24 protein-coding genes are annotated in these 13,788 nt (G+C 70.0%); 8 read left to right on the top strand and 16 right to left on the bottom strand.

The features are described 5' to 3' along the window. Nucleotides 1-136 precede the first annotated feature (136 nt). The 16 genes from OG900_33220 to OG900_33145 form a co-directional block, all read right to left on the bottom strand. Complete coding sequence (locus tag OG900_33220; protein ID WUH94526.1) at nt 137-2,227, bottom strand: DUF3631 domain-containing protein; 2,091 nt, start codon at nt 2,225-2,227, stop codon at nt 137-139. A 1-nt stretch (nt 2,228) separates the two neighbouring features. Next, nucleotides 2,229-3,584: a hypothetical protein gene (locus OG900_33215; protein ID WUH94525.1), complete on the bottom strand. Its 1,356-nt coding sequence runs from the start codon at nt 3,582-3,584 to the stop codon at nt 2,229-2,231. A 32-nt stretch (nt 3,585-3,616) separates the two neighbouring features. Continuing rightward, nucleotides 3,617-3,868 (bottom strand): hypothetical protein, encoded by a 252-nt coding sequence (locus tag OG900_33210; GenBank protein ID WUH94524.1) that lies wholly within the window; start codon nt 3,866-3,868, stop codon nt 3,617-3,619. A 12-nt stretch (nt 3,869-3,880) separates the two neighbouring features. Further along, nucleotides 3,881-4,156 (bottom strand): hypothetical protein, encoded by a 276-nt coding sequence (locus OG900_33205; protein WUH94523.1) that lies wholly within the window; start codon nt 4,154-4,156, stop codon nt 3,881-3,883. Beyond that, complete coding sequence (locus OG900_33200) at nt 4,156-4,683, bottom strand: hypothetical protein (GenBank protein ID WUH94522.1); 528 nt, start codon at nt 4,681-4,683, stop codon at nt 4,156-4,158. The genes OG900_33205 and OG900_33200 overlap by 1 nt, the downstream gene beginning before the upstream one ends. A gap of 1 nt (nt 4,684) precedes the next feature. Continuing rightward, on the bottom strand, nt 4,685-5,251 hold the full coding sequence (locus OG900_33195; protein WUH94521.1) for a hypothetical protein: 567 nt from the start codon (nt 5,249-5,251) through the stop codon (nt 4,685-4,687). Continuing rightward, nucleotides 5,251-5,577, bottom strand: a complete 327-nt coding sequence (locus tag OG900_33190; GenBank protein WUH94520.1) for a hypothetical protein — start codon at nt 5,575-5,577, stop codon at nt 5,251-5,253. Before OG900_33190 ends, OG900_33195 begins: the two co-directional genes overlap by 1 nt. Nucleotide 5,578: 1 nt before the next feature. Further along, nucleotides 5,579-5,953: a hypothetical protein gene (locus OG900_33185; protein ID WUH94519.1), complete on the bottom strand. Its 375-nt coding sequence runs from the start codon at nt 5,951-5,953 to the stop codon at nt 5,579-5,581. Between the two features lie 27 nt (nt 5,954-5,980). Further along, a complete protein-coding gene (locus OG900_33180; protein WUH94518.1) occupies nt 5,981-6,148 on the bottom strand; it encodes a hypothetical protein in 168 nt (55 codons plus the stop codon). Nucleotides 6,149-6,227: 79 nt separating this feature from the next. After that, a complete protein-coding gene (locus OG900_33175) occupies nt 6,228-6,407 on the bottom strand; it encodes a hypothetical protein (protein ID WUH94517.1) in 180 nt (59 codons plus the stop codon). A 76-nt stretch (nt 6,408-6,483) separates the two neighbouring features. Then, entirely contained in the window at nt 6,484-6,687 is a 204-nt protein-coding gene (locus tag OG900_33170; GenBank protein WUH94516.1) for a hypothetical protein, read from the bottom strand. A 90-nt stretch (nt 6,688-6,777) separates the two neighbouring features. Continuing rightward, nucleotides 6,778-6,912 carry a hypothetical protein gene (locus OG900_33165; protein WUH94515.1) on the bottom strand — a complete coding sequence of 45 codons (135 nt, stop codon included), beginning with the start codon at nt 6,910-6,912 and terminating at the stop codon, nt 6,778-6,780. Further along, complete coding sequence (locus tag OG900_33160; protein WUH94514.1) at nt 6,909-7,049, bottom strand: hypothetical protein; 141 nt, start codon at nt 7,047-7,049, stop codon at nt 6,909-6,911. Before OG900_33160 ends, OG900_33165 begins: the two co-directional genes overlap by 4 nt. Before the next feature lie 8 nt (nt 7,050-7,057). Continuing rightward, entirely contained in the window at nt 7,058-7,282 is a 225-nt protein-coding gene (locus OG900_33155) for a hypothetical protein (GenBank protein WUH94513.1), read from the bottom strand. A gap of 81 nt (nt 7,283-7,363) precedes the next feature. After that, the gene (locus OG900_33150) at nt 7,364-7,600 is read right to left on the bottom strand and encodes a helix-turn-helix domain-containing protein (GenBank protein WUH94512.1); all 237 of its coding nucleotides are present in this window, start codon (nt 7,598-7,600) and stop codon (nt 7,364-7,366) included. A 144-nt stretch (nt 7,601-7,744) separates the two neighbouring features. Then, nucleotides 7,745-8,503, bottom strand: coding sequence for a GntR family transcriptional regulator (locus OG900_33145; protein WUH94511.1), 759 nt, complete (start codon nt 8,501-8,503; stop codon nt 7,745-7,747). A 132-nt stretch (nt 8,504-8,635) separates the two neighbouring features. Between OG900_33145 and OG900_33140 the strand changes: the two genes are divergently transcribed. From OG900_33140 to OG900_33105, 8 genes are all read left to right on the top strand, one after another. Then, complete coding sequence (locus OG900_33140; protein WUH94510.1) at nt 8,636-9,235, top strand: endonuclease VII domain-containing protein; 600 nt, start codon at nt 8,636-8,638, stop codon at nt 9,233-9,235. A gap of 196 nt (nt 9,236-9,431) precedes the next feature. Next, nucleotides 9,432-9,836 carry a hypothetical protein gene (locus OG900_33135; GenBank protein ID WUH94509.1) on the top strand — a complete coding sequence of 135 codons (405 nt, stop codon included), beginning with the start codon at nt 9,432-9,434 and terminating at the stop codon, nt 9,834-9,836. Between the two features lie 96 nt (nt 9,837-9,932). Next, nucleotides 9,933-11,120: a hypothetical protein gene (locus OG900_33130; GenBank protein ID WUH94508.1), complete on the top strand. Its 1,188-nt coding sequence runs from the start codon at nt 9,933-9,935 to the stop codon at nt 11,118-11,120. A 103-nt stretch (nt 11,121-11,223) separates the two neighbouring features. Then, entirely contained in the window at nt 11,224-11,670 is a 447-nt protein-coding gene (locus tag OG900_33125) for a hypothetical protein (protein WUH94507.1), read from the top strand. Further along, nucleotides 11,667-12,041 carry a hypothetical protein gene (locus OG900_33120; GenBank protein WUH94506.1) on the top strand — a complete coding sequence of 125 codons (375 nt, stop codon included), beginning with the start codon at nt 11,667-11,669 and terminating at the stop codon, nt 12,039-12,041. Before OG900_33125 ends, OG900_33120 begins: the two co-directional genes overlap by 4 nt. After that, nucleotides 12,041-12,820: a hypothetical protein gene (locus OG900_33115; GenBank protein ID WUH94505.1), complete on the top strand. Its 780-nt coding sequence runs from the start codon at nt 12,041-12,043 to the stop codon at nt 12,818-12,820. The genes OG900_33120 and OG900_33115 overlap by 1 nt, the downstream gene beginning before the upstream one ends. After that, nucleotides 12,817-12,981: a hypothetical protein gene (locus OG900_33110; protein WUH94504.1), complete on the top strand. Its 165-nt coding sequence runs from the start codon at nt 12,817-12,819 to the stop codon at nt 12,979-12,981. Before OG900_33115 ends, OG900_33110 begins: the two co-directional genes overlap by 4 nt. Further along, nucleotides 12,978-13,757, top strand: coding sequence for a hypothetical protein (locus OG900_33105; protein ID WUH94503.1), 780 nt, complete (start codon nt 12,978-12,980; stop codon nt 13,755-13,757). Before OG900_33110 ends, OG900_33105 begins: the two co-directional genes overlap by 4 nt. Nucleotides 13,758-13,788 lie beyond the last annotated feature (31 nt).

Raw genomic sequence — 13,788 nt, 5'->3', positions numbered from 1 at the left:
AGGGCCGGAGTTCCTGCTCAGGCCCTGCTCGGCGAGCAGTGTTGAGCGGGGCCTGAGCACTACCCTGAGCAGCCCTGACCTGCGGAAATGTGCCGGTGAGCAGGGCTGCGCAGGTGGATGAGCAGGACATATTGGGTCACATGGCGGCGGCGAGCTGATCCCGCTTGAACCCCCGCGGGTTGCTCATCCCGTCGATCTGCCCGAGCGTCACCGGCTTCCCGACGCCCGCTTCGGCGAGGTACGCCTTCAGCTCGTCGGCCGTCATCTCCCCGTAGACGCCGGGGTCGTGGTCGACGAGCGCGGCGGTCAGCGTCTCCGTGCGCATCCGGTCCACGCCGAACTTGTCCATCAGGTCGACCGCATCCGCGAGGACCGTCCGGGCAAGTCCCGGCGCCGCATCGAAGGCCGGCTCCGCGTCACACAGCCGCAGCAACTGGTCCCAGGTGAGGAGCTGCACCGGGGCCTCCTTCTTCAGGTTGCCCTCCGCGTCGTACTCGGGCAGTACGTAGTCGGGGAGGTCGACCTCGCGCATTGCGTCGAGGCTCTCCTGGTCCGGCTCGACCAGGCCCGCCTCCCTGCGCTCGGTGGCGAGCTTCCTCAGGGTTGCGGACGGGATTTCGTGGACCTTGTACTCGATCGGCTCGTCGGCCCGACCCGGCACGCCCTGCACGAAGAGGTGCCCGGCGTCCTTCGGGTCGGTGTCCGTTGCGGGGCTGAGCTTGTGTGGCAGCCACCCCTCGGAGACGGCCCCGTCACCAAATACGGCGCGGGTGTCGCCGACCTTGCACGGGCCGACAGCCTTGAAGGCGATCATCTGGGCGATGTTCTCCCCGAGGTACAGGGTCGTGCCGCCCTGTGCGGCGAGGATCTCGGTGACGGCCTCCTTGCGGCCGACAAGCAGCAGTTCGAACGCCAGCTTCTTCGCCAGCTTCGACGCCTTCGGGAACTCGTCGAACGGGACGGTGAAGTGCGGGCGCTCCGGGCTGACCTGCCACTTGCGGCCCATGCCGAGCTTCTTCCGCAGGCGGGCCCGGCCCTTGGACAGCATCAGCAGGAACAGCAGCACCGCCTCGATCTGCTCGGTCGTGCGGGCGGTGAGCCGCACGGCGTCGTGCAGGTCTTCCAGTCCGTCGCCGTGCGGGTCGATGTCGATGGTGATGTTGTCCCGGCAGGCGGTGGTGATCTCGCCGATCGCCTGCAGGATGCCGGTCTTGCCGCCACCGGACGCCGCGACGACCAGGCCCATCACGCCGGCGAAGGACATGTCCAGCGGGTCGCCGCCGACCGAGGTGCCATAGCGGGCCTTGTCGAGGATCGACAGGGACAGCGGCGCCCGGTACGGGAGGCTTGGGGCGGACGCGAACGGATCGCCAGAGACGAGCCGCACAACCGCGCAGGCTCGGCGCTCGACCATCGGCTGAGTCCGCACGCCGTTCGTGGGCAGGTCGAACCGGGTCTCCAGTGCGCCGGCCTTGGAGATGATCGTCTCGGGGGTGCCCTCCGAGACTCGGACGACGCACTGCCAACCCCACTGCTGGCGGACGATGTCGTACACCTCGGCGACCGGCACGCCCTCGGTTTTGAGCGCCCGCCACACGCAGACGCGGACCTGCTCGGCGTCGTGTGCCTGCGACAGGGGGAACGGCGGCCCGTCGTTGTCCAGCACGGCCCCCGGCTCGATCGCCTCCCGCTCGGGTGCCGCTTCGATCGCCGTAGCCCCTGTGCCTCGCTGCCCGTGCCAGGCGGCGGCACCGATGCCGAAGCCGGCGAGGAGCAGGTCGAGCCAGCCGCCGATGACGAGGCCGCCCACGGCGAGGGTGCCGCCTGTGGTGAGGGTGCCGATGCTGGTTCGGCCGAGGTGCTGGAGGCGGTGCCGTTTGTGGTCGCGGCGCCACTGCTTCACGGTGGCTTTGGCCTCTGCGGCACTGGGGGTGCCTTTGGCTGCCTTCAGCTCCTCCTTCGCGAGGCCGATCATGTGCGGGTAGTCGTCGTGATAGAGGTCGACCCACTGGCGGCCGCTGTGCACAACCCCGTTGACGACCCAGCGGGCTCCTCCGCCAAGGCCGCGCCCGGTGGCCCGTGCGACGACCATGGCGGCGCCCCCGGTGCGGGTCGGCGCGGTCTTGCCGGGCGCGTAGTCGGGGCCGGCGTAGGGGCTCTGCGCGGGCATCGGCGGGGCGTCGGTGACGGCCTCGACCGCAGCGTCGGGCATCTGGGTGATGGCCATCTCAGGAGTCCTCTCGGGGGGTGTCGGCGGTCCGTTCCAGGCGGGCCTGCGTGCGTGCGATGGGGTGCGGGGAGGCGCTGTCTCCCGGGCGGCGAGTGGGCGGCGTTCCCCCGTTGAAGCGGCGGCCGTCAGGGGCGTCAGGGTCCTTCGTGGCGGTAGAGGGTCGATGGGATTCGACGTGCGCGGATGATCCACCAAGGGCGACCTTCATTCGGTCGTGTGCGACCCTGCTTTCGGCTTCCATCTCGGGCGTCACACCGACGGTCTTCGAGCCGGTGGCGCGATACCAGGCGTCCGCCCACAGTTGCTCGGTGACGGTGGCCAGGCCGCGCGCCGAACGCATCGCTTCGGCCCACTTCCACACGTCTTTGTGCTGCTGCTGCCGGTCGTCGTCCCGGCGCTTCTGCTCGGCTTCGGCGGCGTCGTCGCGGGCCTTCTTGTCCGCCGCCGCCTTGTCTTCGGCGGCCTTCCGGTCGGCCCGCGCCTTGTCCCGCGCGGCCTCCTCGGCGGCCTTCCGCTTCCGCTCTGCGCGACGGTCCCGGCGGGACGGGATCCCGTCGGTCTTCTGGGCGATGCCGTGTTCGTAGGCCATGAGGATGATCGGGCCGCCGAGGGAGGCGATGGCGCCGATGAGGCCGGCGTTGAGCCCGAGGGCGGGGTTGGTGAGGCCGCCGCGCAGGTTGATGGTCGCCGCGATGAGAGCGCCGATCATGATGCCGATGCGGTACGGCAGGACGTCCCGGCGGTGAGCGACCGCCCACGCGGCGCCGGCCGCGAGGACGAGCGCGAACCCTTCCAGGAGGGCGGGTGCGGCGAGGAGGAACTTCCGGTGCGGGTCCCAGAAGTCGACGAACTGCACGGGGGCGGCGATGGCGAGGCCAACCGCGTAGATGCCGCGGGCGCCCCACTTCCACAGGGACTCGGAGCGCTGCTGCTCGGCGTCTCGGGCTGCGTCGCGGGCCGCCTCGTCCTCGGCTGCGGCGTTGGCCTTGTCCTCCTCGGCGTTGGCCTTGGCGGTTTCGGCGGCCTTCTTCGCGAGGTGCGCTACGTGGTCGGCGCGCTCCTTATCCAGGCGCATGGCGGCGCGCTCATTGGCGATCCGCTGCTTCTCCGCGTCCTCGACGGCTCGGGTGCGGACCGCCTCGGCCTCAGCGTCGGCAAGTCGGCGGATGCGGTCGGCTTCGGCGAGCGCGACGGGGTCGAAACGGGGCTCGGTCACGGGTTCGACGATCGGCTCGGGCTCGGGCTCGGGCTGGGCGGGGATGCCGCCAAGGTGTATCGGCTGCCAGCCCTCGAACAGGGGCACGCGGGGCTTGGTGCCGTTCATGGTGGTCCCGTTGAGGGGCTGGCCGGTCACGGTGGGGTCTCCTTCGCAGGTCAGGGAGTGGGCTAGTTGGGCAGTTCGCCGCAGCTGAGGTTGAACTCGCGGCGGGGGTCGGTGGCGATGATCCGGAGCAGGTGCACCGGGTCGAACGGGGGCGGGGGCTCGAACTGCTGGCCGCACGGGCAGGTGATGCGCGCACCCTGGCCGACGTAGCCGGACACGGTGAGGCCGGTCTCGGCCTGGTCGCGCGGGCACTTGAGGACTGTGGTGCCGTGGAGGATCTGGCCGTTGATGGTGGTGGTGTAGAACTCGCGCATGGGGCCGGTCTCCTATCGGGTGGGCTGGTGGTAGGCGGCACGGAACTCGGTGACGAACGCGCTGGCGATTGCGGCGATGCTGGTCTGGGAGAGGGCGGGGCGCCCGGTGCGGGCGGCCAACTGGTGCTCGACCGCGCCCGCTGTGGTGACGGCGAGGGTTACGGCGACCCGCACGGTACGGAGGGCCAGGACGATCAGCCCGACCGTGACCTGGGCGGCCAGCAGCAGCGCAACCAGCGGGATTCGCCGCCAACCACGGATGGGCCGGGCGACCAGTACGGTCGGCATCACGTCACCGCCTGGCGGAGCATCCGCCACAGTCGATCGGACGACCCCCACTGCGGGTCGATGATCGCCACCTCGTGGGCCTGCCCAACCGCGCGGAACGCCTCCCGGGAGATGCCGTCCCAGATGGTGCGCAGGTCCCGCTGGGAGATCCGCCCCCCGCACGAGGTGTGCGGGCGACCGTCCCACTCGGTGATGGTCATGGCCCGACCGTCGGCGACGGTCAGGCCCGACCGGCGGGCGCCGGACACGAGCCGCTGATAAAGGGCGTCGTCGGCGACCCAGCCGTTTACGGCGGCCCGCTGCACCCAGCGACGCCCATCGAACGCCGGACCGTCCTGGCCTGGCTGTGAGCCCTCAGTGACGAACCCCGCCCGGTTGCAGGCGATCAGCGTCGGCAGGAGCGCCTGGGTCTCCGGGTCGGTGTCGCCCCCGAAGTAGCCGGGCCGCTTGGGGATGCGGCCCTCCAGCCAGTCGGCCATCAGGTTCCCGAGGTCGCCCACGGTGCGGGCCTTGTTCCAGTGGCGCATGTCAGGCTCCCTTCGCGGCTTCACAGACGACGCTGATGACCTGCTGGCGGCTGGTGGTGGCCCAGTCGTTCCACTCCCAGTACGGGGCGGTGACGCCGCGCCGGGCGAGTTCGCCCTGGATGCGGCGCCCGCCCTCAAAGAGGGTGTGCTCGGTGCCGTACCCGAGCCGGTAGAGCGCGTACTGGGCGCCGCGGGGGCACCTGCCGCCGGTGACCGTGCGGTTGTGGCGGCCGGGCTGAGCCCACCCCCACTCGGTGAGCACGTGGGCGGTCAACTCCAGGTGCTGGGCGACGGGGATACGCAGCCGCTCCAGACGGTCCGCACGCCGGCCCGGATGCAGGGCCAGCAGCCGGTCGGGCAGGACCCGCCACATGCCACCCGGCAGGACCGGGGTGTCCGTCGCGGCCGGCTGCCCGCTGAGGGCCTGCTCGACCAGTGCAGCGGTCGGCACGGTCACCAGGCGGTGCGCGGTCCGGCCCGGGTCGTGCAACCACGCCTCGACCTCGTCCGCCAGGCCGGGGCCGAGGTCGACCAGCTCCCGCTCGAAGACCGCCATGTCGATGGTCATCACGACCACCGCCACGGCTGGTTGGCCGCCGAAGCGCGCTCCGCCGCATCCGCCAGGGTCTCCGTCATCTCCCGCAGCCCACGGGGCATCCGCCCCAGGTTCTGCCGCAGGATGCCTGCAATCGCGGCCGCCCGGCGCGGCTCGACGGTGAACGGGTCACCATTCCGCCGCTGCGTCAGGGGCCGCAGGATCGCCGCGTCCCGGGCCGACAGGGGCAGCGACAGCAGGGCGTCCCGCCACTCCCCGACCTCGCCGTAGCTGCGGGAGTGGTACCCGTCGTACATGCCGCCGGGGTTCGGGCGGCCGTGGCTGATCGTCCAGGTCATGTCACACCCCCGCCGGGGTGAGGTCGCGGGCGAGGGCTTCGACGGCGTCCGGGCCGGCTACTCCGGGGCGGCGGCGGAACTCGGCGTGCGTCATGATCCCGGCGGGCCGGCGCTCGTGCAACGGCCCGTACCCCAGCCACGCGCCCTCAGCCGTCAGATGCCCGCAACGGGCGTTCTGCCAGAGCCACGGGCCACGCGCGGTGAACACCCACTCCAGGAGCATCTGCCGGGGCGCCCCCGGGTACCGGCCATGGCAGTTGACGACGCTGAAGTAGGTCACGCCCGGCTTCACGCCCAGGGCGAACTTCGCGGCATCCCGCCGGGCGCCACGCCTCGCCCCAGTGGCCGGGGCGACAAAGTCGAGCACGGTCTTCACAGCAACTCCAAGGGTCGGGGGGTGAGGTCAGGAGGTACGGCGGGCGGCACGGAAGGCGGCACGGTCGGCCTCGCGCCGTTCCCGCCGGTCGATGCGGCGGGCCTTAGCGACGGCGAGCACGTCGTCGAGCACGTCAATGCCGGGCGTGGCTTCGACGAGCCGCCGGTACGCGGCGGATTCACGGAATCGGTTCACAGCAACTCCAAGTCGGTGAGTGGTGGTGGTCTGGCCGATCTCCGGGCGGCCCGTGCGGGACGGGCAGCCTGGGCTACGGTCAGCGGTCGCGGGGGTCACGCATGGACTGCGGCAGGTACGGGTTACGGTCGGCCTGATCGACGCGCCGATTGGCGGCATACCAGCCGGGGGTCTGGTCACACTCGTCATCGAGGGCTTCCAGCGCGCGGTCGGCCGCCCGCAGCTCACGGACAGCGGCGATGGTCTTCAGCGGATTCACGGGGTCCTTCCGGGTTGGGTCGTCCGACTGATCTCCTGACCGTCCGGGCGCGGGGTCCGGGCGGTCGGGGCTACGGTCAGCCCTTGCGGAACGCCTGCCGGGCGGCCTGGCGGATCTCGTCGTCGGTGGCGCCGGCGTTGCGGGCGTTCGTGACGGCGTTACCGGCGTCACGACGGCCGACACGGGACTGCAGGGAGTCCTCGCCGTAGAAGACGTCGAGCGCAACGGCCCCCTCGGCTTCGGCGGTGACGGCGGCCAGGGCATCGGACTTCTTGCTCACGGGTTCTCCTTGGGGTGTCGGTGGGGTGCCAGTGCTGGTGGCCTGGGCCGGCGGGTGGGGGTCGTCACCGCCGACCCAGGGGCTGGGGGGTTAGGTGGTGCGGGCGTCGTGGACGCGCTGATCCATTTCGGCGGGGGTTGCGGCCTCGGGGTCGTCCTCTTCGCGGACGGGTGTCGGGTTGAGCCAGTCGGCTGCGGCCTGCGCCTGCTCGTCGGCCGTGGTCACCGCTGGCCCCGCACCTGCTCGACCTGCCGGTGTGCGTCGTCGGCTGCCCGTGCGGCTTGCTGGGCTGAGGCGAGGTGCTGCCGGGTCAGTTCTGCGAGTGCGACGGCGGCCAGGCCCTGGTCGGCGGGGGCCGTCATCTCCGGGCTCATGCGGCGGTCGCCGCCCACTCCTCGTAGGCGGCCTTCCCCTCACGGATCGCGTCACGGTGCTCCCGCACCCGGCGCAACGCCTCGTCCTCCTGGCTCGGGTGCTCATCCCCGGCGGCGACCGGGAACCAACCCTCGGTGTCCGCCACCAAGCGGGACAGGGCGGCCTCGCCCACAGGCGACAGGAACGGGCGGACGGACTTCGTGGTGGCTGATACGGTCATTTCGATCTCCCAGTTGGCTTAGCGGTCTTGGGTGGTCAGCCCCGGCCGGTGATTGCGTCACCGCGTCCGGGGCGTCTTGCGTTAGGCGGCGGCGGGTGTCTCGGCGCTACGCACGGCGCGGGCGTAGCAGCGTGTTTTGTAGTCGTCGAAGGCGGTGGGTTCGATGCGGTAGGTGCCGCGCCCAGTACCGATCGCCATGGCAGGCAGCTCGCCTCTCGCTATCTCCTCGTAGACCGTGGTCAGGGAGACGCCGAGCAGGCGTGCGATCTGCTTGACGGAGTACGGCGGGCGCCTTTCCGGTGATCCATTCGTAGGCACTCGGTCTCCTTGGGGCGGCTTCCGTGGATTCCGACTATAGCGCCATGGCGCCTCAGTGCCAAGGTTCCCGCGAATCGCGTTGCTTGTTTTCGGACAACAAGAAGCGCCCCAACCCCAGAAGGGGGTGGGGCGCCAGGGGGTGCCTCAGCAGTTTGGCAGCACGTACTTCAACCGATGGCGATCGGCCGCAAGCACGAAGACCTCGCACTGCACCGGCACGTCGTTCTCCGCCTTCGTCACGCGGACCATCTCGATCACGGGGACGCCAGGGCCGAGTTTGAGCGCCTCCGCTTCCCCGGTGGTCGGCATCCGTGCGGTGACGAACTCCTCGCACTCGGCCGTCTTGTACCCCATCTCGTCGAGCAGCGCCGGGGTGCCCCTCGGGATCTTCTCGTTACGGGCCAGGAGGGTGCCCCGGGCCAGCTCCGCGGCGTAGTAGCTGTCGGCCAACTGGACCGGCTTTCCGTCCAGGTACATGGTGCGTCGCCGCACCACCACCAGCTCGCCGTCTTCGAGTCGCAGAGCGTCCGCAACGGGGGTCGGGGGGTCGCCCTCCGTCACTTCATCGAGGGTCTGCGACCCGTCCATGCCGTGCAGACGTGCGGTGGCACGCCAGCCATGCCACTTCCCGTCGGCCGGCGCTATGTACGAAGCAGGAATCGTGACGACCGGTCGCTCGCGGCGAACGAAGTTGCCCTTGCCCCGCTGGCCCTCAATGAGCCCTTCGGCCTTGAGGGTCCGGATCGCTCGCTGGGCCGTGGTGATGGCGACGCCGTACTCCGATTCGAGTTGCGTGTACGAGGGGAGCTGACTCCCCGGCTCGTACTCGCCTCTCGCAATGCGGTCGCGAAGGGCGTCGGCTACTTGCTCGAATGCGGCTCGGCGGTCGTATCTGCTGACCATGGCCCACCTCCTCTGATGTCTTGGTACCTAGGTGCCCTGCCAGCCTAGAACAGACTCCGTCGTAGAGCCGCATTGACACTATGGCGCCATAGTGGTTGCCTTGAAGCGCGTGAACCACGGAAAGGAGCCGACTTGAGGCCCTCTGCCCTCCTGCGACTGAAGAACCCGCACGCCAGCACCGTCGACTGCAAGATCCACAAGGTCTACTCGCTCACCTGCGCCGACTACGAAAACCTCTGGGAACGCAGCGGCGGCCGATGCGAGGCCTGCGGCATCGTTCCAGAGAACCGTCGGGGCCACGGTCTCGTCATCGACCACGACCACCGATACGGATACGCAGCCGTGCGCGGACTCCTTTGCAAGTGGTGCAACACCGCACTTGGGCAATTGGAGAGCCCCGACGTTCGCCCGGCCTTCGGCATGGGGGGCCCCGGCAAGTGGTTCGACGGCTACCTCGCCCGGGCCTGGTTCGTGCGCAACGACCAGACGCCTCAGCTAACTGACGTACCCGTCGACCGAGAGAGATTCCGTCAGGAGCTGCGCGAGTGGCGCACCTACAACAAGGCCCTGTTCAGCAACGACCCAAGGGCAGCGCTGGTCCCCACCGACAAGCCGTCCGTGATCGCCCAGATTCTCCGAGACGAGATGTCGCCACAGGCGTTTGCCTCGCTCGTCCGAATCCTCAACAAGATGGGCGAGGCGCCCAAGGGGCACGAGACGGGTCAGGCCTGAGCAGCACAACGGCCGGGTGTTAGAGCACCCGGCCGCCGCAAGAACCAGCGGGACCAACCGCTGGCCAGAGAAGTCCGTCATCGCCAGACGAAGGAGCTTCAGCATGGAAAGCGTAGCAAGCACGCCCTTAGCTGCCCAGTCCCCGAGGTCGCGTCCGCGTCGCTTCGCGGTGTGCGCGGGGTGTCAGCGTCCGCAGGTGGTCCGCAAGGACGGCCTGGTCGGCAAGCACCGGGATGTGTGGGCGAAGGGCCGGTCCTCGTGCCGGGGCGCCGAGTGCACGCCGATCCCCTTGCCGGTGCCGTGGTTGACGGAGTTCCCGGAGGACCCGGGCGCGGCGCTCACTCGGTTCGACTACCTGTCGCTTCCGCTGCGGACTCTCCTGCTGATGCTGCGTGCGCAGGTCCACGAGGTTGCCGCCCCCCAGATGGGGTGGTGCGGAGAGATCCGTACTGCTCGCGACAACTGGCGCCGGTGGACTCTGTTGATGCCGATCGGGCAGGGCGTGATTGAGCACGACCTGACGGTCCGTGGCCTTCTCGCGGCGGCGAACGGCGTCGATGTGAGCGATTGGCCGGTCCGGTTGGACCTGCTGGCTTCCTGATTCACCGGGCGCCGCGCTCTTGATCTTCTTTCTCGTACCGAAGGGCTCCACTGATGTCTTCGTTCTGCGTGCCCAGGTCCGACCGGGTGACCGCCCGTGGGTAGCAGCTTGCGCCGTGATCTCCGCGAGGTGCTGCCACCCAGCATCAAGGGCCTGCCTCGGGCGGTCGCCCTGGAGATCGCCGACGATGCCCGGTGGGATGACGGCTGGCGGTACAACCCGGAGACCGGTCGCCGCAGCAAGGCGACCCTGACGGATCTGGTGCGGTGGACGGCGGCGAAGAACGAGCGGGTCGTCAGGGATGCGCTGCGCAACCTGGCGTTGGCCGGCTGGGAGTTCCGCGTGCCGTTCGGGAAGGGCGCGGATGGCCGGCTGCTGTACGCGGTGCCGGGCAGGGCGGCGGAGTTCCGGGTGCCGGACTTCGAGGCCCCGCTGATCGAGACGGAAGAGACAGTGGTGACTGTCTCTTCTTCGTCTCCGGAAACAGTGGCGACCGCCGAGGAAGCAGTCACCGCTGCAAGGGAGACAGTCACCACTGCTTATGAAGCAGTCACCACTGTCTCGGAAGCAGTGGTGACTGGCCCCCCATCCCATGTCTCTAAATCTCATCAAGATCCCACCTCCTCCCTGTCGGAGCCCTGCGAGCCGGCCGTCGACCCCGACGTCACCGAAGGAGGAGGGGGAGGGGGTTCCGATCTTCGATCGATTGCCGAGCACATCACCGCGTCCCTCGAATACCTGGATCAGGTGCCAGACAAGCAGCAGCGGCAGCAACTGACCGCGGCTTTCGTCGCCGTCCTTGAGAAGGGCTGGACGATGCAGGGCTTGGCGTACTACCTCCACCTCGGCAACTACCGGCCGGACAACCCGGTGGCGTTCTACCTGTCGAAGCTCACGAAGAAGCTGCCGGACACGGTGCCCGCCTCGCCGCCGCCTGCTGCCGGTGGCATCCGCGGTGCGGTGGCGTCGGCGGAGGACTACGCGAACCTGACCCTGGAGGACGTCCTCGGTGGCGGCCGCCGGGACGCGGCGGACGGGGGCATGTGGGAACGGGCGATGGGCCGGGCCCACCAACGCATGGGGTCGGACACCCTGACCCGCGAGCACACCCCGTACAGCAACGACATCTGGTCCCGGCCCGCCACCCCGGAGGAGACCGCCGGCATCCCATGGTGCGGCGAGGTGGAGTGCGAGCCGATCGGACGCCTCCGCGAGCACATCGACCACAACGGCATCAAGACCGACCACCCATGCGAGAAGTGCCACCCCGCGATGCAGTGGTGACCGCCCCAACCTGCGCTTTTGCCTCCGCGGACCCTGCCAACAGGGTGGCGGCGGGGGCCAGTTCGCGAGATACTGAACCTACACATAACAGGAGAAAATGACCATGGATCAGACCACTGACGTCCAACAGCCCGTCCCGGCAGCCACCGACGAGGCCGCCCTGTGGCAGAACCTCGCCGACGCGCTGAACGCCCTCGCGGACTACGGGATCGACCCGCTCGCCGGGACGGTGTCGCCCGCGCTTGTCGATGCCGGGAACGTGATCCACGGCGGAGGTGTCCGTACCGGCGGGCAGCGGCTCTGCTGGCTCGGAGCGGGCGGCAACGACGAACACGACTTCGGCAGCAAGTGGATCGTTGAGGACCGCGGCGGCGCCCAGCCGCAGGCCACTCCGGACACCCTTCCTGCGTGGCTGTACCAGCGGTTCGGGCGGAGCGCCAACACCCGGGGCTGGGATGAACTGGACGACGCCGACCAGTCGTACTGGGCGCACCACGCAGCCGCTGTCCGGCGTGCGGTCGCTCGCGGCGGCTTCAAGGCGGCGTCGTGACCGCCGACGACCAGCGCACGTGGAAGTCGGTGCTCGACTCTGGCTGCGCCAACGAGCGGTACCAGCAGGCCATGGGTTTCCAGGTCGACCCCTGGAAGCTGGACGAGTGCCGTGAGTGCGAGCTGTGCGGCGGTTGTGCCACGCACTTCTGCTACCGGGACGTGAAGTCGTCCGCGCTGCACATGGACTGGTTCCGGGACTTTGCGTCGCCCGGTGAGACTGAGTGCGGGAGCGTCGGCGGTCCGCCGAATCTCGTGCCGTCGCAGTACCAGCCGCGCCCGTGTCAGCTTCCGGCCGAGCACGGCGGCAGGCACCGGGCCCGCATGGGCTGGTCCTGGCCCGCACGCAAGACCGTCAGCAAGGGGGCGTGATGGGTGCCGCCCTGCATCTCGCCGAAGTCCACCAGGCCCCGCCCGGCCCGAAGCGGAAGAGGAAGGGCGGCGGGGGCAGTGGTGACGGGTACGACAAGTTCGTTGCCCGCATCTACCGCGACCCGCGGATGACACCCGAGGCCCGCGAGTTGATCCTCCTGCTGGCCTGGCTCGTTGCCCGCGACCCTGACCGGTTCGACATGTTCGGCGAGCCGAAAGGCCAGGTCTGGACTCGTGCCGCTGCGATCCTCGGCGAGTACCCGACATGGGGTCGCAAGGGGTCGCGCCTCTCCGACCTGATCGACGCCGACCGGCCCCGGTACGAGCCGGACAAGCATGCCGCCGTCTGGCAGCAGCGGCTCTGCTCGGCGCCGATGATCCGCCGGGCGGGCGAGTGCGGGCAGCACGCGGTCAGCAACGCCCTGCGGGTCGACCTGGAGACGGGCTGGCGAACCCCGGTCTGGTACTGCAACCGGCACCGAGACTTCGGGCGTGCCGCAGAGGCTGCGTTCCGGAGTGCACCGGATGTTGAGCCGATTCCCAACACGGGCGGCCTGATGCCCTCGTACCTCAGTACCGAGCATGGCGACGACGGGTGGATCAAAATCTACCGGCGCGCTTCTGACTGGAAGTGCTCGCGGTGGGAGCCGCCAGTGAAGTACGGGCTGCGCGCCGACAAGTGGCCGCGCCCCGGGGAGGAGCAGCCGACCGAGACCGTGGAGCCGTTCCGCCTGCGTCTGGCCGCCCTGGACGGCGAACTACTCGGAGGTGGCGAATGACCACCACCCCCTCCGCTTGCCGCCACTGCCCGCACTCGGAGCGGGAGCACATGCAGCGGTGGGCGGCCGACGCCGGCTGGCATCGCTGGACCGAGCCCACCGACCAGCAGCGCCTGGCCCGGATGCGGGCACGGCGGGCGGCGAGGAAGGACACGACATGAGCGACAGCACCGCCCTGGGTGACCGCATGAAGGCCTACGAGGCTGTCCACCGGGCGCTGTTGCCCCGCCGCACGTACACCCTGTTGCGTCTCGACGGCCGGTCGTTCCACTCGTACCTGCGAGGCTGCGAGCGCCCGTTCGATGAGGCGTTCATGGCGGACATGGACGCGGTCGCGGAGGCCCTGTGCGCGGAGGTGTCCGGGGCCGCGTTCGCGTACACGCAGTCCGACGAGATCAGCATCCTGGTCACGGACTTCGCCGCGCTCGGCACGCAGCCGTGGTTCGGCGGGGTCGTCGCGAAAGTCCTGTCCGTGTCCGCGTCGCTGGCCACCGCGGTACTGAACGAGCGGCGCCCCGGGAAGCGCGCCCTGTTCGATGCCCGGGTGTTCACGATGGCCGATCCGGTGGAGGTCGCGAACTACTTCCTGTGGAGGCAGCGCGACGCCGTCCGCAACAGCATCTCGATGGCGGCGCAGGCCGAGTTCTCCCACAAGCGGCTGCACGGGGTGTCCTCCGGTGGCATGCAGGAGCTGCTGTTCACCGAGGCCGGGGTCAACTGGAACGACTACCCGGCCGGCTGCAAGCGTGGGCGGGTCACGGTCCGGCAGGTCGGGGAGCGGCCGGTGGAGTACGTCGACAAGCGCACCCAGGAGACCGTCACCACGACCGCCGTCCGGTCCTGGTGGGAGACGTCGGCCGCACCCAACTTCACCGCTGAGCCGGGCGGGTGGCTGGCCGGGGCCATCCCGGCGTTGCCGACACTGGCTGCGGCCTGACTGGTTCCCCTCTCGCCTCGCCCGCCATCCT

The organism is Streptomyces sp. NBC_00433 (assembly GCA_036015235.1).
In the GTDB taxonomy this organism is placed as follows: domain Bacteria; phylum Actinomycetota; class Actinomycetes; order Streptomycetales; family Streptomycetaceae; genus Actinacidiphila.
This window is presented reverse-complemented; position numbering and strand designations above follow the sequence as displayed.